At 72.5% G+C, this 24384-nt stretch carries 16 protein-coding genes; 7 read left to right on the forward strand and 9 right to left on the reverse strand.

The features are described 5' to 3' along the window. Nucleotides 1–16: 16 nt before the first annotated feature. From ACFVFH_RS09570 to ACFVFH_RS09580, 3 genes are all read right to left on the reverse strand, one after another. Nucleotides 17–655: an XRE family transcriptional regulator gene (locus tag ACFVFH_RS09570; RefSeq protein WP_383765608.1), complete on the reverse strand. Its 639-nt coding sequence runs from the start codon at nucleotides 653–655 to the stop codon at nucleotides 17–19. A gap of 281 nt (nucleotides 656–936) precedes the next feature. Next, on the reverse strand, nucleotides 937–1611 hold the full coding sequence (locus ACFVFH_RS09575; RefSeq protein ID WP_383765443.1) for a response regulator: 675 nt from the start codon (nucleotides 1609–1611) through the stop codon (nucleotides 937–939). Continuing rightward, nucleotides 1608–3278, reverse strand: a complete 1671-nt coding sequence (locus ACFVFH_RS09580) for an ATP-binding protein (RefSeq protein WP_383765445.1) — start codon at nucleotides 3276–3278, stop codon at nucleotides 1608–1610. Before ACFVFH_RS09580 ends, ACFVFH_RS09575 begins: the two co-directional genes overlap by 4 nt. A 172-nt stretch (nucleotides 3279–3450) precedes the next feature. Here ACFVFH_RS09580 and ACFVFH_RS09585 point away from each other — a divergent pair, with 172 nt between their 5' ends. From ACFVFH_RS09585 to ACFVFH_RS09610, 6 genes are all read left to right on the forward strand, one after another. Beyond that, nucleotides 3451–4809, forward strand: coding sequence for a cation:dicarboxylate symporter family transporter (locus tag ACFVFH_RS09585; RefSeq protein WP_383765447.1), 1359 nt, complete (start codon nucleotides 3451–3453; stop codon nucleotides 4807–4809). 91 nt (nucleotides 4810–4900) lie between these two features. Further along, nucleotides 4901–5305: a MerR family transcriptional regulator gene (locus tag ACFVFH_RS09590; RefSeq protein WP_383765449.1), complete on the forward strand. Its 405-nt coding sequence runs from the start codon at nucleotides 4901–4903 to the stop codon at nucleotides 5303–5305. A 3-nt stretch (nucleotides 5306–5308) separates the two neighbouring features. Continuing rightward, nucleotides 5309–5650: a thioredoxin gene (gene trxA, locus ACFVFH_RS09595; protein ID WP_383765451.1), complete on the forward strand. Its 342-nt coding sequence runs from the start codon at nucleotides 5309–5311 to the stop codon at nucleotides 5648–5650. 233 nt (nucleotides 5651–5883) lie between these two features. Then, nucleotides 5884–7140, forward strand: coding sequence for a hypothetical protein (locus ACFVFH_RS09600; protein WP_383765452.1), 1257 nt, complete (start codon nucleotides 5884–5886; stop codon nucleotides 7138–7140). 217 nt (nucleotides 7141–7357) lie between these two features. After that, the gene (locus ACFVFH_RS09605) at nucleotides 7358–8728 is read left to right on the forward strand and encodes a sensor histidine kinase (protein WP_383765454.1); all 1371 of its coding nucleotides are present in this window, start codon (nucleotides 7358–7360) and stop codon (nucleotides 8726–8728) included. A gap of 274 nt (nucleotides 8729–9002) precedes the next feature. Next, nucleotides 9003–9656 carry a response regulator gene (locus ACFVFH_RS09610; protein WP_383765456.1) on the forward strand — a complete coding sequence of 218 codons (654 nt, stop codon included), beginning with the start codon at nucleotides 9003–9005 and terminating at the stop codon, nucleotides 9654–9656. 27 nt (nucleotides 9657–9683) lie between these two features. Here the strand turns inward: ACFVFH_RS09610 and glgB are convergent, their stop codons facing one another. From glgB to ACFVFH_RS09630, 4 genes are all read right to left on the reverse strand, one after another. Beyond that, nucleotides 9684–12074 (reverse strand): 1,4-alpha-glucan branching enzyme, encoded by a 2391-nt coding sequence (glgB, locus tag ACFVFH_RS09615; RefSeq protein ID WP_383765458.1) that lies wholly within the window; start codon nucleotides 12072–12074, stop codon nucleotides 9684–9686. A gap of 54 nt (nucleotides 12075–12128) precedes the next feature. Continuing rightward, a complete protein-coding gene (locus tag ACFVFH_RS09620) occupies nucleotides 12129–13529 on the reverse strand; it encodes a maltokinase (RefSeq protein ID WP_383765460.1) in 1401 nt (466 codons plus the stop codon). Nucleotides 13530–13757: 228 nt separating this feature from the next. Beyond that, nucleotides 13758–15464 (reverse strand): maltose alpha-D-glucosyltransferase, encoded by a 1707-nt coding sequence (treS, locus tag ACFVFH_RS09625; RefSeq protein ID WP_383765462.1) that lies wholly within the window; start codon nucleotides 15462–15464, stop codon nucleotides 13758–13760. Further along, complete coding sequence (locus ACFVFH_RS09630) at nucleotides 15461–17482, reverse strand: alpha-1,4-glucan--maltose-1-phosphate maltosyltransferase (protein ID WP_383765464.1); 2022 nt, start codon at nucleotides 17480–17482, stop codon at nucleotides 15461–15463. The genes treS and ACFVFH_RS09630 overlap by 4 nt, the downstream gene beginning before the upstream one ends. A 653-nt stretch (nucleotides 17483–18135) precedes the next feature. Here ACFVFH_RS09630 and glgP point away from each other — a divergent pair. After that, entirely contained in the window at nucleotides 18136–20739 is a 2604-nt protein-coding gene (glgP, locus tag ACFVFH_RS09635; protein WP_383765466.1) for an alpha-glucan family phosphorylase, read from the forward strand. An 83-nt stretch (nucleotides 20740–20822) separates the two neighbouring features. Here glgP and ACFVFH_RS09640 read toward each other — a convergent pair whose 3' ends face one another. Together ACFVFH_RS09640 and ACFVFH_RS09645 are read right to left on the reverse strand one after the other, a co-directional pair. Continuing rightward, a complete protein-coding gene (locus ACFVFH_RS09640; protein ID WP_383765468.1) occupies nucleotides 20823–22856 on the reverse strand; it encodes a M4 family metallopeptidase in 2034 nt (677 codons plus the stop codon). Between the two features lie 456 nt (nucleotides 22857–23312). Next, complete coding sequence (locus ACFVFH_RS09645) at nucleotides 23313–24344, reverse strand: alcohol dehydrogenase (protein ID WP_383765470.1); 1032 nt, start codon at nucleotides 24342–24344, stop codon at nucleotides 23313–23315. Nucleotides 24345–24384: the final 40 nt, after the last annotated feature.

Below are 24384 nucleotides of genomic sequence, written 5' to 3' on the forward strand. Positions count from 1 at the left end.
TGCCGGGTCGGGCGGCTCACCCGTCCGGCCCCGGCACCCCCGCCGTCCGCCAGAACCGCTCCAGGATCTGTGCCAGGAACTCCCGGCCCGCGTCGCCGGTCGCCCCGGCCCGCTCCGCACCCGTACTGCTCCAGCTCAGCGTCGACACCATCAGCGACTGGTAGTCCGCGTGCAGCTGTTCCAGCACGTCCTGGAGGAACCCGCGCTCCAGCGGCACCAGCTTGGCCACCGCCCGCAGTTGGGCCTGCCAGCGGGTGGTCACCGCGCCGCGCAGCAGCTCCGTCAGCTCCTCGTCCCGGCCGGACACCGACACGAACCCGGCGGCCGTCAGCCCCAGCACCTCGGTGAGCGCCGCGGACTGGCGTTCGTTGCCGCGCCAGCGCCCCGACTCCTCCATCCGCAGATACGCCGAGAGGGGCAGCCCCAGCAGCTGGGCCAGCTCCGAAGCCGCCAGCTGTCTGGCCACCCGGTGTTCCCTCAGGGTGCGTGCCGCGGTGAGGAGTTCGCCCGGCGAGCACCACAACACACCGGCCAGCGCCGTGAGTTCGTACTCGCTCGGGGCGGCGAGCCCGCGCTCCCAGGAGACCACCGTCTCGGTGCTGATCCGGAGCCCGTACTGGGCGCCGAGACCGTAGGCGACATGGCCGGGGAGCATCCCCAGGGCCTCGCGGAGTCGGCGCGCGGCGGGGGCGTTGAACGGCGGGGAGGGGTGCACGGCCCCACCGTAGGATTCGGGGAGGGGAATGACCACGGTGTGTTCCGCCGATATCCACAGCTCGTAGGAACGTCCTAGAACGGGTGGGTTCGGAGTACACGCACGGGGCCCGGGTCCACGGCCGGGGCCGGAGCGACCGGAGCCGGCGGGTGGGGCCGGTGTCGGCTGGTATCGGCGGGCGAGGCCGGTGGGTCCGGTGCAGGCGGGCGAGGCCGGTGGGGTCAGAGGTTCTGGGACACCCACCGGTAGTACAGCTCCGGACGGCCGATCTGCCCGTACTGCGGACTGCGCACCGCGCGTCCCACCGTCACCAGGTGCTCCAGATAGCGGCGGGCCGTGATCCGTGAGATGCCCAGTTCCTCCCCGGCCACCGAGGCCGTCACCCCGTCCGGGGCGGCCCGCAGGGCGCGGGTCACGGCCTCCAGCGTCGGACCGCTCAGCCCCTTCGGCAGCCGGGCGGGCTGCGGGGCGCGCAGGGCGCCGAGCGCCCGGTCCACCTCGTCCTGGCCGCTCGCCTCACCGGCCGCCGCGCGGAACTCCGCGTAGCGCACGAGCCGGTCGCGCAGGGTGGCGAAGGTGAACGGCTTCAGCACGTACTGCACGACACCGAGCGACACCCCCTCCCGGACCACCGCCAGATCACGCGCCGAGGTCACCGCGATGACGTCCGCCGAGTGCCCGGCCGCGCGCAGCGCGCGCAGCAGATGCAGACCGTGTCCGTCCGGCAGGTACAGATCCAGGAGCAGCAGATCGACCGGCGTGCGGTCCAGGGCCCGCACCGCCTCCGCGCGCGAATGCGCGACGGCCGCCACCGTGAATCCGGGGACCCGGCTCACGTACAGCCGATGGGCGTCCGCCGCGACGGGATCGTCCTCGACGACCAGCACCTGGATCACGTCGTGGCCTCCTTCGTGGTGTGTGCCGGGTCCCCGGCGAGCGGCAGCCGCACCGTGAACCGCGCGCCGCCGTCCGGGCCGCCGTCCAGCGCGACCGTCCCGCCGTTGCGGTGCACCGCCTGCCGGACGAGCGCCAGGCCGATGCCCCGGCCGGTGCCGTGCGTGGACCAGCCGCGGTCGAACACCTCGGCGGCGTCCCGCGGGTCGATCCCGGCCCCCGTGTCGGCGACCCTCAGCAGCAGTTCGCCCTCCTCGGCGAGGGCGGTGACGGTGACCCGGGCGCGGGCGGCCCGGCCGCCGTCCGCTCCCCGCTGGGCGGGTACGTCCCCGGTGGCCGCCTCCGAGGCCGCGTCCACCGCGTTGTCGATCAGATTGCCGAGGATCGTCACCAGATCCCGGTGCGGCAGCGTCGTGGGCAGCGCGCCGTCGTCGATCAGACTGTCGTCCGCGAGGACCAGCTCCACCCCCCGTTCGTTCGCCTGCGCCGCCTTGCCCAGCAGCAGCGCGGCCAGTACCGGTTCGGCGACCGCGTCCACCACCCGGTCGGTGAGGGCCTGGGCCAGCTCCAGCTCGGCGGTGGCGAAGCCCACCGCCTCCTCGGCCCGGCCCAGCTCGATCAGCGAGACGACGGTGTGCAGCCGGTTCGCCGCCTCGTGCGCCTGCGAGCGCAGCGCCTGGGTGAACCCCCGCTCGGAGTCCAACTCGCCTGACAGCGCCTGGAGTTCCGTGTGATCCCGCAGGGTCACGACCGTGCCGCGCTGCTCCCCGCCCACCACCGGGCGGGTGTTGACCACGATCACCCGGTCCGCGGTCAGATGCAGCTCGTCGACCCGCTCCTCGGAGGCCAGCAGCGCTCCGGTCAGCGGCGCCGGAAGATCCAGCTCGGCGACCCTGCGCCCGACCGCGCCCGGCCCGAGGCCGAGCAGTTCCCGGCCCGCGTCGTTGATGAGTGCGATCCGCCGCCGTCCGTCGAGCATCAGCAGCCCCTCGCGCACCGCGTGCAGCGTGGCCTGGTGGTAGTCGTGCAGCCGGCTCAGCTCGGCGGCGTTCATGCCGTGGGTGTGCCGCCGCAGCCGGGCGTTGATCACGTACGTGCCGATGCCGCCGAGCGCGAGCGCCCCGCCCGCCGCCAGCCCCAGCGCCCCGAGCTGTGCCCGTACCTGGGAGGAGACCCGTTCGACCGTGATGCCCGCGCTGACCAGGCCGGTGATCCGGCCGCCGTCCCGGATCGGGGTGACCACACGGATCGAGGGGCCGAGCGTTCCGGTGTACGTCTCCGAGAACGTCTCGCCGCGCAGCGCCCGCGCGGTGTGCCCGAGGAACTCCTCGCCGATCCGCTGGGCGTCCGGGTGCGTCCAGCGGACCCGCTGCGGGGACATGATCGTCACGAAGGCGATCCCGGTGTCCCTGCGGACCTGCTCCGCGTACGGCTGGAGCACGGCGGACGGGTCGGGGGTGCGGATCGCCTCCCGCACGGACGGCGAGTCGGCGATCGCCAGCGCGGCCGCCCTGACCTGCCTGGCCGCGGTCTCCTTCGCCTGCTCGCTGCCGGAGGCGTAGGCGAAGAACGCGCACCCCGCGACCACCGCCGCCACCAGCACCACCTGCATGGCGAAGAGCTGACCGGCCAGGCTGCGCGGGCGGGTACGGGGGCGGGGGAGACGCATGGCCCCAGTCTGCCTGGCCGAAAACACATGAACGAAATGCACGTAACGGTGACCGGCGTCACAGGGAGCGAGATATTCGCCAAGGGTTTTTCCGTCCGACGGCTCCGATCCGCCGGACAGCCCTTGCGCCCCCAGGGACGGGGAGCGACCCGGACGAGCCGAGGAGTACCCCGTGGGAGTGGCAGCCGCCAAGCGGGACCGCACGCATTACCTGTATCTGGCCGTGATCGCGGCGGTGGCGCTCGGCATTCTCGTGGGCTTCGCCGCCCCCGGTTTCGCCGTCGAGCTCAAGCCGATCGGCACCGGCTTCGTGAACCTGATCAAGATGATGATCTCGCCCATCATCTTCTGCACGATCGTGCTCGGCGTCGGATCGGTGCGCAAGGCCGCCAAGGTGGGCGCGGTCGGCGGCCTCGCCCTCGGCTACTTCCTGGTGATGTCGACCGTGGCGCTCGCCATCGGCCTGCTCGTCGGCAACCTCCTGGAGCCCGGCCAGGGCCTCCACCTCACCGAGGCCGTGCGTGCCGCGGGCGAGAAGCAGGCGGCCGGGGCGAGCGAGTCCACCGCGGACTTCCTGCTCGGCATCATCCCGACGACGATCGTCTCCGCCTTCACCCAGGGCGAGGTGCTCCAGACCCTGCTCGTCGCCCTGCTCGCGGGCTTCGCGCTCCAGGCCATGGGCGCGGCGGGCGAACCGGTGCTGCGCGGCATCGGCCACATCCAGCGCCTCGTCTTCCGAATCCTGGCCATGATCATGTGGGCGGCCCCGGTCGGCGCGTTCGGCGCGATGGCGGCGGTGGTCGGCGAGACCGGTGTCGACGCCCTGAAGTCCCTCGCGATCATCATGATCGGCTTCTACCTCACCTGCGCGATCTTCGTCTTCGTGGTGCTCGGCACGATCCTGCGGCTGGTCGCCGGGGTCAGCCTGATCGCCCTGCTGAAGTACCTGGGCCGTGAGTTCCTGCTGATCCTCTCCACCTCCTCCTCCGAGTCCGCCCTGCCCCGGCTCATCGCGAAGATGGAGCACCTCGGGGTGAGCCGCCCGGTCGTCGGCATCACCGTGCCGACCGGCTACTCCTTCAACCTCGACGGCACCGCGATCTACCTCACGATGTCCTCGCTCTTCATCGCCAACGCGATGGGCGACCCGCTGAGCGCCGGTGAGCAGGTCTCGCTGCTGCTCTTCATGATCGTCGCCTCGAAGGGCGCCGCCGGGGTCACCGGCGCGGGACTGGCCACCCTCGCGGGCGGCCTCCAGTCGCACCGGCCCGGACTGGTCGACGGCGTCGGCCTGATCGTCGGCATCGACCGCTTCATGAGCGAGGCCCGCGCCATGACGAACTTCGCGGGCAACGCGGTGGCCACCGTCCTGGTCGGCACCTGGACCAAGGAGATCGACAAGGAGCGGGTCGACCGGGTCCTCTCGGGCGCGCTCCCGTGGAACGAGCAGATGCTCAACCAGGACGGCGAGGGCGCGGACGTCCCGGAGCCGCGCGACGGCGACGGGCAGCCCGTCCTGACGAAGGCGTAGACGTACCGGGAACACCGGTGAGGGGCCGTCGCAGAAGCGGCGGCCCCTCACGCTTGCCTTGACGTCCGCGTCAAGGTCTACGGTCGAGGACATGCGAATCGGGGAGCTGGCCGAACGGGCCGGGACGAGCACGCGGACCCTGCGGTACTACGAGTCGCGCGGGCTGCTGCCCGCGCGGCGGGCCGACAACGGCTACCGCGCGTACGACGAGGACGATCTGCGGCTGGTCCAGCAGATCCGGACCCTTCAGGACTTCGGGTTCGAGCTGGAGGAGACCCGGCCGTTCGTCGAGTGCCTGCGCGCCGGCCACCCGGCCGGTGACGCCTGCCCCGCCTCGCTCGCCGTCTACCGGCGCAAGCTCGACGAGCTCGACTCGCTCGTCGAGCAGCTCAGGGCGGTCCGCGCACAGGTGGGCGCGGAGCTCGCCAGGGCCGAGCTGGAGGCCGGGGCGGTACTGCCCGGCGGTCCGGAACCACGTTGTGAACTGGGAGGATGACAGATGATTCATGCGGAGGGTGTGGCCGAGGTCACCGATGCCACCTTCGACACCGAGGTGCTCGCGGCGGAACGTCCCGTCCTGGTCGAGTTCACCGCCGACTGGTGCGGCCCGTGCCGCCAGCTGGCCCCCGTGCTCGGCGCCCTCGCCACCGAGCTGGCCGGGCGCATGGACATCGTCCAGCTGGACATCGACACCAACCCGGGCGTCACGAGCCGGTACGCGGTGCTGTCGGCGCCGACCCTGATGGTCTTCCGCTCCGGCGAGCCCGTGAAGTCGATGGTCGGCGCCCGCCCCAAGCGGCGGCTGCTCCAGGAACTGGAGGACGTCTTCGAGACGGTGTGAGCCGGGCGGCCGGGCGAGGCGCGGCGGCCGGGCGGGCCCGGTCGTGGACGGACCGCACGGCGTGGACCGCGGCCGCCCCGCGGCCCGCGTCCGTACACCACTCCCGCCGCCCCGCCGCCCCGCGCCGCCTCGGCCGATCGGACGGGGATCGTGGCCGATCGGCAGAGGCGGCGGCACGGCGGGTCCGCCTAGCCTCGTCCGGACCAGGCCACCACGCTTTGAGAGGAACGTCGATGGGGCAGCGAGGGACGATCGGAGCGGTCGACGGCACGGCCGTGACCGGCGCGACCACCGAGTTCGAGCCGGACGTCATGGATCTGTTCGCCGGTACGCTGCGCCGCGCGGTCCGGCGCGAGTTGCCGTTCGTGGGCACGGACACCCTGTTGGGGGAGCTCGTCTCGGGGGACACGGACGCCGGTGAGACATTCGCCCCGGGCATACGGAAGAGCGGCGCGCTCAGCGGGATGATCGCCGGCCGGGCGGGCCGGGGCTGGGTGAGCGAGGACGGTGCGCCGGGCCAGGACGGCACCGGGACCGGCGCGGAGGCCGGTTCGGACGCCGCCGACGCGAGAGAGGTCGACGCCACCTGGCGCGAGGCCCGGTGGCGGGTCGGTCCGGGGGCGCGCGGATCGGCCGTGGAGAGCGGCACGCCGCTGCCCGGGACGAGCGGGGCGGTACGCGCCTGCCTGCTGCTCGCGCTCCGCTCGGCCCGCGCCGAGGGATCGGTCTCCGTGCGTGCCCGGCACGTGGCCCGCGCCCTGCTCGACCTGCCGGGTTCCCGGGCGCGGGAGGCCCTGGTGCTGCAACGGCTCGACCCCGCCGCCGCGTCGGCCGCGCTCGACCGGCTGGACGCGCGCGCCGCGGCGGAGACCGAGGGCCCGGAATCCCACGGCGTCGTCCTCCTCCGCCGGGCCGGAACGCTCGGCAGGAGCGGCAACTTCCTCTCCCGAGCGGTGACTTCATGGACCTCCGGGAGCAAGGCGGACGGCTCACCGGTTCTGTTCGCGGTGTCCGTCGAAGCGATACGGCAAGCGGTCCGGTGCGGGCGCACCGCGGTCGAGCCGGTGGACCTCCTGCTGGGGACGCTGGCGCTGGACCGGGCGCTGTTCGTCGCCGGGTGCTCACTCCCCGGGAACCTGGCGGACGCCAACTCCGCCGCCGCGCTGATGCGCCGGCACGGCGTACGGCAGGAGTCGCTGGTCGCGTCGGTCACGGCGGCGGAGTCGGCTCCGGCGGGCCGCTCCGTCCCGGTGTCCGACAAAGACGGTGTGTGGCAGTCCGCCGCCGCCGAGCGTGCCCTGGCGGCGGCGCGGCTGTCCGCCGCCGAACAGGGGGCGCCCACGGTCGGCACGGTGCACCTGCTGGCCGCGCTGCTCGACGGGCCGGCGACGGACGGCGGGGCCGACGGCACGGTCGCCGCGCTGCTCGCCGCGGACGGGGCGGACGTGGCCGCGCTGCGGGCGGAGCCGAGCCTCCGGCCGGGCGCATGACACCCGTGTCCGCCGGACGGCGACCCCCTCGGCTACCGTTCCCCCCGGCAGACCCGGAGGCGGGGCGGGGAAGATCATGAGTGGGGCGCCCGAGCGCACACGGCCGCCGGGCCCGTCCCGGTGGCCGGGGCGCGGAACGTCCGGTGCGCCGAGGTGGTTGCGCCGCGAGGCGGTGGCGTGCCGGGCCGCGGTGCGTGCAGCCGAGCGCCGTACGGTCGTGGCCGAAACGCTGCTCTGCGCCCTGGTGGCGGCGGTCGGACTGATACCGCTGCCGCTGGTGCCCCCGGACCGGCTCGGCCCGGCCGTCGCGGAGGCGCTGTGGGCGGCGGCGCTCGTGCCCGCCCGGCGCCTTCGGCCGGGCGCCGTGGTCCTGGGCTCCGCCGTGCTGGTCGTGGGCGACAACGTATGGACCCTGGCGGTGGTGCCGCTGATGGTGCTGTCCGCCACCCGCCGCATCGCACCGACGCGGAGGGTGTGGCAGCTCGTCGGGTGGGCCTGCGCCGCCGTGGGCGTCGCGACCCTCGCGTACGGTGCCCTGGTCCGGCCCGGGTCCCTGGCGGTGGACCTGGCCGGGCACGCGGTCTCGTCCGTGCTGCTGCTCCTCCTCCCGGCCCTGGCCGGCACCCTGCTGGGGCGGCGGCGGCCCCTGGTCAGCCTGTTGCGGGAACGCAACGCCTATCTGGAACAGGCCCGCGCGCTGACCGCCGCGACGGCCCGGCTGGAGGAACGCACCAGGATCGCGGGGGAGATGCACGACCTCCTGGGACACCGCCTGAGCCTGATCTCGGTGCACGCCGGGGCGCTCGAACTCGGAGCCGCGCGCCAGGCACCGGACCTCGCCGGACAGGCGGAACTGCTCCGCACGACGGCGGGCACCGCCCTGACGGAACTGCGCGAGATCCTCGGTGTGCTGCGCCACGAGGACGGCTCCCGCGCGGAACCCGGTACGGGGGAGGAGACCGGGACGCGCGCGGACGTCGCCGCCCTCGTCGAGCAGTCCCGGCGGACCGGCAGCCGCGTCGGGCTGGACTGGTCCGTGCCCGACACGGCCGAGCTGGACCCGCGCACCCGTCAGGCGATCCACCGGGTGGTGCGCGAAGGACTGACGAACGTGCTGAAACACGCGTCCGGCGCGCCCACCGGGGTGGTGGTGAGGAGCGCGGGGCGGGGCATCGAGGTCTCCGTGACCAACGGGACACCCCCCGCCTCCGGCCGCTCCCACGGGGGAAGCCGCAGCGGGCTGGCCGGCTGCCAGGAACGGGTCTCGCTGCTCGGCGGCACGTTCCGCGCGGACGCCCTGGCGGACGGCGGCTTCCGCATGGCCGCCTGGTTCCCCGCCCCCGCCCCCGCCTCCGCCCACGGGACCGGGCCGCCGGGACCCGCCGAGGCGCGGGGCGCCCTCGCCGGACCCCCGCCGGACCCGGCCCCGGGCACCGGAGGGAGAGGAGCGCGGGCCCCGCTGCCGGAGGAGATCCTGACCTGGCCGCGCGTCCTGGGCTCGGGCTGCCTGGCGCTGCTGGTGACCCTGCCCACGACCGTCTTCCTCGCCGTGCTGCTGATCTACCAGGTCGTCAAGACCGTCCGGTAGACCCCGGCGGGCGGGCGGCCCCCGGGGGGCTTTCGCCCGGACCGGGCCGGATCAGGCACCGGGGCAGGCGAGCCCGGCACGATCCGGAGGAAGGACCCCAAGGGCTGTCCCGTCATTCCTGGCGGCCGTACGGCGGCGGCCACGGCACCCGGCCGCGTTGTCGGAACGCCCCAGTACATCCCGTATCCGGGCGCCCCTCCGCCGTGCGGCGCACCGCGTCCGACGGCGCACGCCGGCCCACCAGGGACTACGGGGCAGCCCTTAGGATGAACCGATGATCCGAGCCCTGGTCGCCGACGACGAGGCGCTGATGCGCGCCGGGATCCGGCTGATCCTGGACCACGCCGACGACATCGACGTGGTCGCCGAGGCGGGCAACGGCCCCGAGGCCGTCGCGGCGTGCCGCGCCCAGCAGATCGACGTCGCCCTGCTCGACATCAGGATGCCGGGCGGGGACGGCATCGCCGCCGCCGGTGACATCGCGCGCCTCTCGCCCCGAACCTGCGTCGTGATGCTGACGGCCTTCGGCGAGGAAGCGAGCGTGACGCGCGCCCTGCGCGCCGGTGCGAGCGGATTCCTCCTCAAGGACACCGGCCCCGCCGACCTGATCCACGCCGTCCGGCTCGCCGCCCGGGGCGAACCGGTACTGGCCCCCCGGATCACCCGCCAACTGCTGGAACAGCATGTGATGTCCGGCCGGGACACCGAGGCCGCGCTGCGCCGCACCGACGAGCTGACCCCGGCCGAGCGGGACGTCCTGCGGCTGCTCGGCACGGGCCTGTCCAACGCGGAGATCGCCGACCGGCTGTATCTGAGCGCCGGCACGGTCAAGGCGCACATCAGCCGCATCCTCACCCGCACCGGCTGCGCCAACCGCGTACAGGCCGCGGTCCTCGCCCATGACGCCGGGCTGCTCACCGACCGCTGAACCGTTCCCCGCGGCCCGGCGCCCGGCTCACACCGGCCGGAACCAGACCGTCGCCAGCGGAGGCAGCGTCAGCAGCAGACTGCCGGGCCTGCCGTGCGCGGCCACCGGCTGCGGCTTCAGCGGATCCGGATGGCCCACACCGCTGCCCCCGTACGCCTCGGCGTCGGTGTTGAGGACCTCCGCCCAGGCGACCCGGTCCCCGAGCAGGTCCGGCACCCCCACCCGGTAGTCGTGCCGCACCACCGGGGAGAAGTTGCTGACGGCCAGCAGCGGCGAGCCGTGCGCGTCGTAGCGCAGGAAGGCGAAGACGTTGTCCTCGGCCGCGCCGCCGTCCACCCAGTCGAAACCCTCGGGAACGGTGTCGCGCTGCCAGAGCGCGGGGGTCGCCGCGTACACCGCGTTCAACTCGGCGACCAGGGTGCGCACCCCGCGGTGGTCGCTCTCCGCCGCGTACGAGGGGTCGAGCAGCCACCAGTCCGGGCCGTGCCCCTCCGACCACTCCGCGCCCTGGGCGAACTCCTGTCCCATGAACAGGAGTTGCTTGCCCGGATGGGCCCACATGAAGCCGAGGTAGGCCCGGTGGTTGGCGCGCTGCTGCCACCAGTCGCCGGGCATCTTGGAGACCAGCGAGTGCTTGCCGTGCACCACCTCGTCGTGCGAGATCGGCAGGACGTAGTTCTCGCTGTACGCGTACACCATCGAGAAGGTCATCTCGTTGTGGTGGTACTTGCGGTGCACCGGCTCCTTCGACACGTACTCCAGGGAGTCGTGCATCCAGCCCATGTTCCACTTCAGCCCGAAGCCGAGGCCCCCGAAGCCGCCGGGGCCGACGTGGTGGGTGGCGCGGGTGACACCGTCCCAGGCGGTGGACTCCTCCGCGATGGTCACCACACCCGGGTTGCGGCGGTAGACGGTGGCGTTCATCTCCTGGAGGAAGGCGACGGCGTCCAGGTTCTCCCGTCCGCCGTGCTCGTTCGGGGACCACTCGCCCTCCTCGCGCGAGTAGTCGAGATAGAGCATCGAGGCGACGGCGTCGACCCGCAGCCCGTCGATGTGGAACTCCTCGCACCAGTACGTGGCGTTGGCCACCAGGAAGTTGCGCACCTCGGTGCGCCCGAAGTCGAACTCCAGCGTGCCCCAGTCCGGATGCGCCGCCCGCGACGGGTCCTGGTGCTCGTACAGCGGGCGGCCGTCGAACTCCGCCAGTGCCCAGTCGTCGCGCGGGAAGTGCGCGGGCACCCAGTCGACGATCACGCCGATCCCGGCCCGGTGCAGCGCGTCGACGAGGAAACGGAAGTCGTCGGGCGTCCCCATGCGTGACGTGGGGGCGTAGAAACCGGTGACCTGATAGCCCCAGGAGCCGCCGAAGGGATGCTCCGCGACCGGCATCAGCTCCACATGGGTGAACCCGAGGTCCCCGACGTAGGCGGGCAGCTGTTCGGCCAGCTGGCGGTAGGTGAGTCCCGGGCGCCAGGACGGCAGATGCACCTCGTACACCGACAGCGGCGCCTCGTGCACCGGGACGTCCCCGCGGTGCGCCATCCACTCCTGGTCCCGCCACTCGTGGTGCGAGGCCGTCACGATCGAGGCGGTGGCGGGCGGCACCTCGGCGTACCGGGCCATCGGGTCGGCGCGCAGCGTGTGCGAACCGTCCGGGCGGCAGATGTCGAACTTGTACAGCGCGCCCTCCCCGATCGCGGGCAGGAACAGTTCCCACACCCCGGAGGAGCCGAGCGAGCGCATCGGGAAGCCGGTGCCGTCCCAGTAGTTGAAGTCCCCGGCGACCCGCACCCCGCGGGCGTCCGGGGCCCAGAGGGTGAACCGGGTGCCCGCCACCCCCTGGTGCTCCATGGGCTGTGCGCCGAGCGCGGTCCACAGCTCCTCGTGCCGCCCCTCGCCGATCAGATGCAGATCGAGTTCGCCGAGCGCGGGCAGGAAGCGGTACGGGTCCTCCACCTCCGACTCGCTGTCCCGGTAGGCGACCAGCAGCCGGTACTCCGGCGGCGCGGGCACCGGCAGCAGCCCGGAGAACAAGCCGTCGCCGTCGTCGTGCAGCCGCGCCCGCACCCCTTCGGCGAGCACGGTCACCGACCGGGCGTACGGGCGCAGCACCCGGAAGGCCACACCGCCCCGGACCGGGTGGGCGCCGAGGAGGTCGTGCGGGGCGTGGTGCTCACCGGCGAGCAGCCGCCCCCGGTCGGCGTCGTCGAGCGGGGGAGCCTGTCGTACGCCCCGGCCCGCGGTGCTCTTGCGGGGGCGCGGGGGCGGGGTGCCGGCCCGCTTGGCCGCGGGCTTCCTCCGCCCGGCGGGGGCGGCCGGTTCGGGCGGTGGCGGCGCCGCCACCGCCTCGGCCGGTTTCGGGGGTACGGGGGCCCCGGTGGGGGCGGATGTGCGGCGGGACGGCTTGCGGGCGGTCACGGGGACAGCCTCCTCGGAGGGTGTTGAGGGGAAACGGGGGAGCGCGCCGGGCCGTCAGTCGTCGGCGGCGGCCAAGCGGTGGATCGCGGCCATCGGGACCGGGAGCCAGTCGGGCCGGTGCCGTGCCTCGTACAGCACCTCGTACACCGCCTTGTCGGTCTCGTGGGCGCGCAGCAGCTCCGGTTCGCTGCGCGGGTCGACGCCCGCGGTCTCGGCGTACCCCGCGCAGTAGGCGGTCCGGCAGCGGGCCGCCCAGTCGGCGTTCCACGGGCGGTGCGAGCGGGCCGCGTAGTCGAAGGAGCGGAGCATCCCGGCGATGTCGCGCACCGGGAGCTGCGGACGGCGGCGCTCGGGCAGCGGTCTGGACGGTTCGCCCTCGAAGTCGATCAGTGACCAGAAGCCGTCGGCCGCGCGCAGCGTCTGGCCGAGGTGGAGATCGCCGTGCACCCGCTGGGCCGCCCAGTCGCGTCCCCGGTGCCCCAGCGCGGCCACCGCGTCGAAGGCGGTACGCAGCCCGGGGACGTACGGCACCAGCTCCGGCACCGCCTGGGCGGCGGCCTCCAGACGGCGCAGCATCGAAGCGGCGAGGCGCTCGGTCTGGGCGCTGCGCAGGGCGGGCGTCGGCAGCGCGGCGGCCAGCGCGGTGTGGACCTCGGCGGTGGCCCGGCCCAGGGCGTGGGCCTCGGCGGTGAAGTCCAGGCCCTGGGCCAGGGCGCGCAGGGCGAGCCGCCAGCCGTCCTCCGCGCCGCCCAGGAACGGCTGGAGCACACCGAGGGTGAGCGGCCGGGGGGTGGTGGCCTCGAACCAGGCGACCGGGGCGGGCACCCGGCCGCAGCCCTCCCGCGCGAGCGCCAGCGGCAGCTCCAGATCGGGGTTGGTGCCCGGGAAGATCCGGCGGAAGATCTTGAGGATGTAGGCGTCGCCGTAGACGAGCGAGGTGTTGGACTGCTCGGTGTCGAGCAGCCGCGGCGCGAGCTGGGCCGCGATGGTCCGGGCGCCCCGGCCGAAGCGCAGGGCTCCCAGGGTGCCGGGGGTACGGAACCGTTCCAGCAGAAGTCCGGCCAGGTGCGGGTCGTGCAGCCCCTCGTAGACGGTGAGGCCGGCGAGCGGCCCTCCGGTCACCCGGCCGATGAGCGCGGGCGCCAGCCGGGGCGGCAGCAGGGCCCGTACGCCGAGCAGCAGTTGGTAGCAGTCGTCCGGCGACTGCGCGGGGGTGGCCGGCTGGTGCGCCCGGACCAGCAGATGGAGCAGCCCGGTTCCGGTCCCGGCGGCGACGGAGCCGGTGTCCACCGGCAGTATCTCGGTCGCCGACACCAGCGAGAACGCGGTGACCGGCCGCCCCTTGCCCGCGAACCATCGCTGCCGGGGCAGCCATTCGTGCAGCAGGGGGGCGAGTGACGGGAGCAGAGCTGTGCTGTCGGTCAGGGCGACCCGAGTGGATGCAGCCTCCGACATGGCATCGCGTCCTTTCCCCGGGCACACCACAGGATGCGAAGAGTGTCCCGGATTGCGGAGATAGCTGGCCGGCTGTGCGGGACGTGTCGGGTCAGGATGGTCCGTACGGACTCGACTCGGTGGGACAGAAACGCGGGAGAGGGCCCGGAAGGGGCCGTACGTGTGAGGCGTGGAGGAGGGGCTCCCGTGCGGGGCGGCGGTGACCGCCCCGCGGTGGGTGGTGCCCGGTCAGCTCGGCGGCGCGTCCTCGCGCAGCCGGAACCAGTAGAAACCGTGCCCCGCGAGGGTCAGCAGATAGGGCCACTGGCCGATGGCGGGGAAGCGCACCCCGCCGATCAGCTCCACCGGACGGCGGCCGGTGAAGGACCGCAGATCGAGTTCGGTCGGCTGCGCGAACCGCGAGAAGTTGTGCACGCACAGCACGAGATCGTCGCCGTGCTCACGGGTGAAGGCGAGCACGGCCGGGTTGGACGACGGCAGTTCGTTGTACGAGCCGAGGCCGAAGGCGGGGTTCTGCTTGCGGATCTCGATCATCCGCCGCGTCCAGTGCAGCAGCGAGGACGGGGACGCCATCGACGCCTCGACGTTGGTGACCTGGTAGCCGTAGACCGGGTCCATGATCGTGGGGAGGTAGAGCCGCCCCGGGTCGCTGGAGGAGAACCCGGCGTTCCGGTCGGGGGTCCACTGCATAGGGGTGCGTACGGCGTCCCGGTCGCCGAGCCAGATGTTGTCGCCCATCCCGATCTCGTCCCCGTAGTAGAGGATCGGGGAGCCGGGCAGGGAGAGCAGCAGCGCGGTGAACAGCTCGATCTGGTTGCGGTCGTTGTCCAGCAGGGGGGCGAGCCGCCGCCGGATGCCGATGTTGGCCCGCATCCGCGGGTCCTTGGCGTACTCCGCGTACATGTAGTCGCGCTCTTCGTCCGTGACCATTTCGAGGGTGAGCTCGTCGTGGTTGCGCAGGAAGATGCCCCACTGGCAGTTCTGCGGGATCGCCGGTGTCTTCGCGAGGATCTCGGAGACCGGGTAGCGGCTCTCGCGCCGCACGGCCATGAAGATCCGCGGCATCACGGGGAAGTGGAACGCCATGTGGCACTCGTCGCCGCCCGCCTGGTAGTCGCCGAAGTAGTCGACGACGTCCTCCGGCCACTGGTTGGCCTCGGCGAGCAGCACGGTGTCCGGGTAGTGCGCGTCGATCTCCTTGCGGACCCGCTTGAGGAAGTCGTGCGTCTCCGGGAGGTTCTCGCAGTTGGTGCCCTCGCGCTGGTACAGGTACGGCACGGCGTCCACCCGGAAGCCGTCGATGCCGAGGTCCAGCCAGAAGCGGAGTGCGGAGATGATCTCCTCCTGCACCGCCGGGTTCTCGTAGTTGAGATCGGGCTGGTGGGAGAAGAACCGGTGCCAGTAGTACTGCTTGCGCACCGGGTCGAAGGTCCAGTTGGACGTCTCGGTGTCCACGAAGATGATCCGGGCGTCGGGGAACTGCTTGTCGTCGTCGGCCCAGACGTAGTAGTCCCCGTACGGTCCCTCGGGGTCCGTACGGGACTGCTGGAACCAGTCGTGCTGATCGCTCGTGTGGTTCATGACGAAGTCGATGATCACGCGCATCCCGCGCTGGTGCGCGGCGTCGACGAACTCCACGAAGTCGGCCAGGTCGCCGAATTCCGGCAGCACGGCGGTGTAGTCGGAGACGTCGTAACCGCCGTCGCGCAGCGGCGACTTGAAGAACGGCGGCAGCCAGAGGCAGTCGACGCCCAGCCACTGGAGGTAGTCCAGCTTGCTGGTGATGCCCTTGAGGTCGCCGATTCCGTCGCCGTTGGAGTCCTGGAAGGACCTGACGAGGACCTCGTAGAAGACGGCGCGCTTGAACCAGTCGGGATCGCGGTCCTTGGCCGGGGTGTCCTCGAACGTGTCGTGGACGGGCTCATTGACGATCATGGTGTGGGTGACCCTCCGGTCGGCGGGGACGGTCGCAGGACGACGATGTGCGCGGGCGTGACGCCCGGCTCAAGGCGCACATAGAAGGTCCTGCCCCAGTGATAGGTATCGCCGGTGAGCTCGTCGCGCACCGGCATGCGCTCATGCCGGTCGAGGCCGAGTCGCGGCATGTCCAACGAGACCGTGGCCTCGTGGGTGTGGTGCGGGTCGAGGTTGACGACCACCAGAACGATGTTCGAACCCGAACGCTTGCTGTACGCGATCAACGCGTCGTTGTCGGTGGAGTGGAAGTGCACGTCACGCAGCTGCTGCAGAGCGGGGTTGCGGCGCCTGACGCGGTTGAGCGTGGTGATGAGCGGGGCCAGCGAACGGCCCTCGCGCTCCGCCGACTCCCAGTCCCTGGGGCGGATCTCGTACTTCTCCGAGTCGAGGTACTCCTCACTGCCGGGCCGGACCGGGGTGTTCTCGCACAGCTCGTAGCCCGCGTACACACCCCAGGAGGGGGAGAGCGTCGCGGCGAGGACGGCCCGCGTCTCGAAGGCCGGGCGGCCTCCGTCCTGGAGATAGCCGGACAGGATGTCCGGCGTGTTCACAAAGAAATTGGGCCGCATGCAGGAAGCGCTGTCGCCCGACAACTCCGTGACGTAATCGGTGATTTCCTGCCGCGTGTTGCGCCAGGTGAAATACGTGTAGGACTGCTGGAATCCGATGACCGCGAGCGTCTTCATCATCGCCGGACGGGTGAATGCCTCGGCCAGGAAGATCACATCGGGATCGGTCCGGTTGATGTCCGCGATCACCCGCTCCCAGAAGATCACCGGTTTGGTGTGCGGATTGTCGACACGGAAGATCCGGATCCCATGATCCATCCAGAACCGCAGAATGCGCACGGACTCGGCGACGATCCCGTCCATATCCTTGTCGAAGGCGATCGGATAGATGTCCTGGTATTTCTTCGGGGGATTCTCGGCATAGGCGATCGTGCCGTCCGCGCGATGGTGGAACCACTCCGGGTGCTTCTCCACCCACGGATGATCGGGCGAGCACTGGAGCGCGAAATCGAGCGCGATCTCCATCCGCAGTTCCCGGGCCCTCGCGACGAAATGATCGAAGTCGTCGAGGGTGCCGAGATCGGGGTGGACGGCGTCGTGGCCGCCCTCGGGCGAGCCGATCGCCCAGGGCACCCCCACGTCGTGCGGGGCGGGGGAGAGCGAGTTGTTGGGGCCCTTGCGGTGGCTGGTCCCGATGGGGTGGACGGGCGGGAGGTAGACCACGTCGAAGCCCATCGCGGCGACCGCGGGCAGCCGCTCGGCCGCCGTGCGGAAGGTCCCGCCGACGATCTCGGCCGGCTTTCGGGCCCTGCCCTTCGCGGCCCGCCGGGCGGGCTCGACCCTGGCCCCCTCCGAGCGCGGGAACAGCTCGTACCAGGAGCCGAACAGGGCCCGCCGCCGCTCGACCAGCAGCGGCAGCGGCGGGGACGCGCTGACCAGTTCGCGCAGCGGATGACGGGCGAGCGCGGCCTCCGCCGCGGGGGTGAGCGCCGCGGCGAGCCGGGCGGCGGCCGGGCGGGAGGTGTCGCGCAGCGCGTCGACGGCGGCCAGCACCGCCTCCCGCCCGTCCCGCTTGGGTACGCCCCCGGCGGCCCGCTCGTACAGCTCGGCGCCCTCCGCCAGCACCAGCGCGGTGTCGATCCCGGCCGGAATCTTGATCCGCGCCTGCTGCCGCCAGGTGGTGACCGGATCGCTCCAGGCCTCGACCGTGTACGTCCAGCGGCCCTCGGAGTCCGGGGTGATGTCGGCGCCCCAGCGGTCGGTGCCGGGGGCGAGCTCGCGCATCGGCGTCCACGGGCCCGGCCGCCCGCCCGGGTCCGCCAGGACCACCTGGGCCGCGACGGCCTCATGACCCTCGCGGAAGACGGTCGCGGTGACCTGGAAGGTCTCACCGGCGACGGCCTTGGCGGGCCTTCTGCCGCAGTCGACGAGGGGGCGGACGTCGAGGACGGGAATGCGACCGATCATGGAATCACCTGGGGACTGGGGTTCGGGCCGAACCGGGCGCGGCACAGTGGCGGAGGGCGAAAAGCGCACACCGCTACCGATGGGGTCCGTCCTTTCTAACCGCTCCGTCGACGACTGATGGGGTCTGGGCATGGCCGCTCCTGTCCGCATTCACTCGAATGGCAGTCGAAAGAGCTGAGCACGGGTATGTTGCGCGGAGGTGAACCGGATGAACTCCGCGCCCGCCGATGACTCGAATTCGTGCTGCATTCGGGCGGCATTCATCTGATGCCCGGGGTGTACTCGGGCTGTGTACCGGAGGGCCCCACCGCGATTCCCGGTGGGCCGATCCGGTGATTCTGTCAACTGCTCGGCCGTATTCATGACGACCGGTTCGCACCGGGTTCCGTCCCGAGTGCGCGGGCTCGTCGGCGGCCTTTCGGGCGCCACTGGGCAGCTTTCCCCTTGGTGCGGAGCACCACAAGACCGGACGGGGGAAGGGAATCGGCCATTACCCGAGTGGTCGACGGGGCCGCGGGGGCCGCGCGGGAATCCCGTTACGCATGGGGCGGGGCCCGGCGGCGACGGGGCGCCGCCGCCGGGAAAGGTGACGGAGCGCCGCGCACCGCGCCGCGTCCCCTCGGATCCGTACTCCCCCTGTAAAGGTGGAACACGTGAAGGCCATTCGTCGGTTCACCGTGCGCCCCGTCCTCCCCGAACCCCTCCGAGCGCTCAGCGACCTCGCCCACAATCTGCGCTGGTCCTGGCACACCGAGACCCGTGAGCTGTTCCAGGCCGTCGATCCGGAGGTCCGGCGGACGGCGGAGTGCGACCCCGTGCGGCTGCTCGGTGCCGTGTCCGCCGGACGCCTCGCCGAGCTGGCCCGGGACCAGCGGTTCCTGCACCGGCTGGCCGAGGTCTCCCAGGACCTCCGGGACTACCTGGACGGACCCAGGTGGTACCAGGAACAGCAGGCGGCGGGGACCGAACTCCCCTCCGCCATCGCCTACTTCTCCCCCGAGTTCGGCGTGACCGCGGCGCTGCCCCAGTACTCCGGCGGGCTCGGCATCCTCGCCGGTGACCACCTCAAGGCCGCCAGCGACCTCGGCGTCCCGCTCATCGGGGTCGGCCTGCTCTACCGGCACGGCTACTTCCGCCAGAGCCTCTCGCGCGACGGCTGGCAGCAGGAGCACTACCCGGTGCTCGACCCGAACGAGCTCCCCCTCGACCTGCTCCGCGAGGCCGACGGCGCCCCGAGCCGGGTGGTGCTGGCCCTGCCCGGCGGCCGTTCGCTGCACGCCCACATCTGGCGGGCCCGGGTCGGACGCGTACCGCTGCTGATGCTCGACTCCGACGTGGAGGAGAACGCGCCGGGCGAACGCGAGGTGACCGACCGGCTGTACGGCGGCGGCAGCGAGCACCGCCTCCTCCAGGAGATGCTCCTCGGCATCGGCGGCGTACGGGCGGTACGGACGTACTGCCGCCTCACCGGGCACCCGGACCCCGAGGTGTTCCACACCAACGAGGGGCACGCGGGCTTCCTCGGACTCGAACGCATCCGGGAGCTCTCCGGCACCGGCCTGGACTTCGACTCCGCGCTGGAGTCCGTCCGGGCGGGGACGGTCTTCACCACCCACACCCCCGTGCCCGCCGGGATCGACCGCTTCGACCGGGAACTCGTCGCCCGGCACTTCGGCGACGACGGCGAACTCCCCGGCGTGTCCGCCGAACGCGTCCTGCACCTGGGCACGGAGACCTACCCCGGCGGAGAGCCCGGACTCTTCAACATGGCGGTGATGGGACTGCGCCTCGCCCAGCGGGCCAACGGGGTCTCCACCCTCCACGGCTCGGTCAGCCGCGAGATGTTCGCCGGGCTGTGGCCGGGCTTCGACGCGGCCGAGGTGCCGATCACCTCGGTGACCAACGGGGTCCACGCCCCCACCTGGGTCGCGCCCGAGGTCTTCGCGCTGCGCGGCCGCTACGGCGGCACGCCCGGACGCTGGGACTCCGCCGACCGGGTCCCGGCCCGCGAGCTGTGGGAGCTGCGCCGCACCCTGCGCGGACAGCTGGTCACCGAGGTGCGCGAGCGGCTGCACGCCTCCTGGCGCGCCCGGGGCGCCGAGCCGGCCGAACTCGGCTGGATCGACGGCGTGCTCGACCCGGACGTGCTGACGATCGGCTTCGCCCGGCGCGTCCCCTCGTACAAACGGCTGACGCTGATGCTGCGCGACCGCGACCGGCTGCGGGAACTGCTGCTCCACCCGACCCGCCCGGTCCAGATCGTCGTCGCGGGCAAGGCCCACCCCGCCGACGACGGCGGGAAGCGGCTGGTGCAGGAGCTGGTGCGGTTCTCCGACGACCCCCGGGTGCGCCACCGCATCGTGTTCCTGCCGGACTACGGGATGGCCATGGCGCAGAAGCTCTACCCGGGCTGCGACGTATGGCTGAACAACCCGCTGCGCCCGCTGGAGGCCTGCGGTACGAGCGGGATGAAGGCCGCGCTCAACGGCTGCCTCAACCTCTCGGTGCTCGACGGCTGGTGGGACGAGTGGTTCGAGCCGGACTTCGGCTGGGCGATCCCGACCGCCGACGGACTGGCCCTGGACGAGGACCGCCGGGACGATCTGGAGGCGGCCGCCCTCTACGAGCTGATCGAGGACCGGGTCGCGCCGCGCTTCTACGACCGGGACGGCGACGGGCTGCCGGAGCGCTGGACCGAGATGGTCCGCCGCACCCTGGGCGCGCTCGGTCCCAAGGTGCTGGCCGGGCGGATGGTGTGCGAGTACGTGGAACGGCTCTACGCGCCCGCCGCGCTCGCCCGGCGTGCGCTGGATCCCGGGACGGCGCGCGCGCTCGCCGACTGGAAGGCCAGGATCCGGGCCGCCTGGCCGCGGGTGGCCGTCGACCACGTGGAGGCGGTGGCGCCGACCGCGCCGGACGGCTCGGCCGAGCTGGGGGCGGCGCCGACGCTCCGGGTCAGGGTCGCCCTCGGGGCGCTGGAGCCGGGCGAGGTGACGGTACAGGCGGTGGCGGGCCGGGTGGACGCGGCCGACGGGATCTCGGACGCCCAGCTCTTCCCGCTCAAACCGGCGGGCGGCCAGGATCTGGAGGGCCGCTGGCTCTACGAGGGCTCGCTCGTCCTGGACCGCACCGGGCCGTACGGCTACACGGTGCGGGTGCTCCCGGCCCATCCGCTGCTGGTGTCCGGGGCGGAACTCGGGCTGGTGGCGCTGCCCGCGGATGCGGTGGGGGACGGCGCGGGCCTGCTGATGCGCTGAGGCCCCGCCCCCCACGCGGAACCGCCCGGCAGGGGCGTGAGCTCCTGCCGGGCGGTGGTCACCGGTGCATGACCGGTGGGGGTTCAGAAGGTGAGCTTGAAGCTGTTGATCCGCCCCGTGTCACCCGAGTACACGTCCTGGACCTTGAGCTTCCAGGTGCCGTTGGCCGTCTCGGAGGAGGCGTTGACGGTGTACGTGCCGCGCACGTCGTCCGCCGGGTCGCCCGCCGAGGAGTTCTTCAGCCGGTACGTGGTGCCGCTCGGGGCGACCAGGTCGACGACCAGGTCACCGCGGTAGGTGTGGGTGATGTCCACGTCGACCTTGAGGGCGCTGGGCGCGTTGCCGGTGACACCGGTGACGTTGACCGAGCTGGTGACGGCCGCACCGCGGTCCGGGATGGCCACACCGGTGGTGTTCTCGAAGACCTTGCCACCGGGGTCGGTGCCGCCGCCGGGGCGGGTGCCGACGTTGATGCCGGCCCAGGCGTCCGCGACGGACTTGTACTCGGCGCTGGTCGTGCCGTACAGCTCACCGGCGGCGGCGAGGGTGCCGGTACGGGCCGACGCGTAGTTGGTGGTGGAGGTGAACTTGGTGGTGAGCGCCTTGAACCAGATCAGCGCGGCCTTGTCCCGGCCGATGCCGGTCACCGGCAGACCGTCGGAGGTCGGCGAGTTGTAGGAGACGCCGTTGATGACCTTGGCGCCGCTGCCCTCGGAGAGCAGGTAGAAGAAGTGGTTCGCCGGGCCCGAGGAGTAGTGGACGTCGACGTTGCCGATGCCGGAGTACCAGGAGTCCTTGGACGCGCCGTCCTTGCTCGGCTTGTCCTGGTAACGCAGCGGGGTGCCGTCACCGTTGATGTCGATCTTCTCGCCGATGAGGTAGTCGCCCGGGTCGCTGGCGTTGTTGGCGTAGAACTCGACCGCGGTGGCGAAGATGTCGCTGGTCGCCTCGTTGAGGCCACCGGACTCACCGCTGTAGACCAGGTCGGCGGTGGCCGAGGTGACACCGTGCGTCATCTCGTGCGCGGCCACGTCGAGGGCGGTCAGCGGGTTCGCGTTGCCGCTGCCGTCGCCGTACGTCATGCAGAAGCAGCTGTCGTCCCAGAAGGCGTTGACGTAGCTGTTGCCGTAGTGGACGCGGGAGTACGCGCCGACGCCGTCGCCCCGGATACCGGTGCGGCCGTGCACGTTCTTGTAGTAGTCCCAGGTCTCGGCCGCGCCGTAGTGGGCGTCCGCGGCCGCCGTCTCGGCGTTCGACGGGCTGCCGTTGCCCCACACGTCGGTGGAGTTGGTGAACAGCGTGCCGGTGCCGGAGCTGCCGTGGTTCAGGTTGTACGTCTTGTGGTTGCCGCGGCCCGTGTCCGTCAGCGTGTACGACGGGGCGGTGCCGAGGGTCACCTGGCCGCTGTACTCGGTGTTGCCGACGCCGTTCTCGATGCCCTGCCACTCGTACAGCTTCGCGCCGGTGGTGGCGTCGGTGATGACGTGCAGCTGGTTCGGGGTGCCGTCCTCCTGGAGGCCGCCGACGACGGTCTCGTAGGCGAGCTGCGGCTTGCCCTGCGCCATCCAGACGACCTTGCGGGGCGCCCGGTCGGCCTCGGTCCTCTTGGACCCGTCGGCCTTGGCGAGGCCGAGTGCCTGCTTCTCGGCCTTGGCGGGCGCGACGTCCGCCTTCAGGTCCACGGTCTTCAGCTGGGCGCTGGAGACCTTGGAGGCCTTGGTGACGCTCTGCGTGGTGCCGGCCTTGGTCTCCTGGACGACCAGGTCGCCACCGAGCACCGGGAGTCCGGCGAAGGTGCGCTCGTAACGCGTGTGCGTGGTGCCGTCGTTGTCCTGGATGACGTCCTTGACGACAAGCTTCTCCTGCGAGCCGAGACCGAGGTCCTTGGCCGTCGCCGCCTTGCCGGCGTCGGCCTGTCGGATCAGTTCGGCGCGCTGGGACGGAGAGAGCTGCTTGGCCAGGGCACCGTGGTCGGCGCCGGCCGTCGCCGCGTTCGCCGCGGTGGCGCTGCTGGGGGTGGCAGTGGCCGTTCCGGTCTGGACGCCGACGGCGAGGAGGGCTGCTGCGGCTATCAGAGCGCCGGTCGCGGTGGCACGACGGCTGGGCGTGGATCTCACGCGAACTCCTTCTGCGAGGGGGGTACCGGCGGCCCGGTGAGCCGTCCGGGGTGTGCAAGGAAGTGCGCAGAACGGGGTGAAGAGTGTCAGCCGGGAGCTGTTCCTGTCAGGACCGCGTCAACAACTTGGCCGGAACTCGTCCGTTGCCGGAAAGGTCATGTTCGTTAAGCGGACGTTTCACGGATCATTACCGTGATGTTGTAAGGGGTCGTCCGCGCCCGGAATCCGAAGAGAGTACCGAGGCCGGGCCCCGAGCCTTCGTGTTCGAACAGCGGTCGCGTGAGCGGCTGTTCGACGCTGGCCGAGATGGTGTTGGGATGTGGCTGATTTCCTACCGTTGGCGGGCCAAGGTGCCCATGCCAAGAGCAGACGCCCGCCCGGACCACCGTTCACGGCGGTCCGGGCGGGCGCGAGTCAGGGTCCTGCGTCGGGATCGGGCGGGAGCAGGGGGCGGGGTCAGCCGGTGGTGAGCACCATCCGGAAGCGGGCCGCGCCGGACATCATCTTCTGGTAGGCGGCCTCGGCGTCGTCCAGCGGCACGGGCTCGGTCATCGGACGGATTTTGTGCAGGGCGCTGAACGCCAGGGTGTCCTCGACGTCCTGCGCCGTGCCGGACGGGTGCCCCCGGACGACCTTGCCCGACATCAGCAGCTGGTTCGGGCTGATCCCCAGCGGCTCCGGGTCCGCGCCGATGACCACCAGCTCACCGCGCGGCGCCAGCCCGTCCACGGTCGCCGTGATGGCCGCGGAGTTGGCGGCGGTGGCCAGGACGACCCGGGCGCCGCCCAGCGCCTGGAGCGCGTCGGCCACGGTGGTGTCCGCCGTGCTGTCGATGTAGTGGTGCGCGCCCAGCTCCCTCGCGAAGTCGGCCTTGGCCGCGCCCCGGGCGATCGCCACCGTCTCGAAACCCATCGCGGCGGCGTACTGCACGCCCAGGTGGCCGAGGCCGCCGATGCCGAGCACCGCGACCAGATCCCCGGGCCGTGCGGCGCTGCGCCTCAGCCCGTTGTACGTGGTCACGCCCGCGCAACCGATCGGTGCCGCGTCGACCGCGTCCAGCGCGTCGGGAATCCGGGCCAGGGCGTCCGCCGGGACGGTCACGCTCTCGGCGTAGCCACCGTCGTACGCCCACCCGGGCACCTTCAGATTCACGCAGACCACGAAGTCGCCCCGCCGGCACGGTGTGCAGTGGCCGCAGCTGCCGCCGAACCACCCCACCGCCACCCGGTCGCCCACCTGCCAGACGCCCTGTGTGCCGTCACCCAGCTCCGCGATCCGGCCCGCGATCTCATGCCCCGGGACCACCGGGAACCGTACGCCCGGCACCATGGCGTCCACGAAGAGCGCGTCGCTGTGGCAGATCCCGCAGGCGTCCACGGCCACCCTGACCTGCCCCGGTGCCGGCCGCGCCACCGCGCGCTCGACGATCTCGAAGGGGCCGCCCGCTGCGGCGGTCTGCGCGGCGCGGTAGGAGCTGGGGACGCTCATCTGGATCTCTCCGGGGTACGGGTCGGACGGCCCCCCGGAC

The organism is Streptomyces sp. NPDC057697, assembly GCF_042799335.1.
In the GTDB taxonomy this organism is placed as follows: Bacteria; Actinomycetota; Actinomycetes; order Streptomycetales; family Streptomycetaceae; genus Streptomyces.

Coding starts and splice junctions, on each gene's coding strand:
- ACFVFH_RS09645 (WP_383765470.1), bottom strand. CDS start 24,344: ATGAGCGTCCCCAGCTCCTACCGCGCCGCGCAGACCGCCGCAGCGGGC.
- trxA (WP_383765451.1), top strand. CDS start 5,309: ATGATTCATGCGGAGGGTGTGGCCGAGGTCACCGATGCCACCTTCGAC.
- ACFVFH_RS09590 (WP_383765449.1), top strand. CDS start 4,901: ATGCGAATCGGGGAGCTGGCCGAACGGGCCGGGACGAGCACGCGGACC.
- ACFVFH_RS09580 (WP_383765445.1), bottom strand. CDS start 3,278: ATGCGTCTCCCCCGCCCCCGTACCCGCCCGCGCAGCCTGGCCGGTCAG.
- ACFVFH_RS09600 (WP_383765452.1), top strand. CDS start 5,884: ATGGGGCAGCGAGGGACGATCGGAGCGGTCGACGGCACGGCCGTGACC.
- ACFVFH_RS09610 (WP_383765456.1), top strand. CDS start 9,003: ATGATCCGAGCCCTGGTCGCCGACGACGAGGCGCTGATGCGCGCCGGG.
- ACFVFH_RS09630 (WP_383765464.1), bottom strand. CDS start 17,482: ATGATCGGTCGCATTCCCGTCCTCGACGTCCGCCCCCTCGTCGACTGC.
- treS (WP_383765462.1), bottom strand. CDS start 15,464: ATGATCGTCAATGAGCCCGTCCACGACACGTTCGAGGACACCCCGGCC.
- ACFVFH_RS09620 (WP_383765460.1), bottom strand. CDS start 13,529: ATGTCGGAGGCTGCATCCACTCGGGTCGCCCTGACCGACAGCACAGCT.
- ACFVFH_RS09570 (WP_383765608.1), bottom strand. CDS start 655: ATGCTCCCCGGCCATGTCGCCTACGGTCTCGGCGCCCAGTACGGGCTC.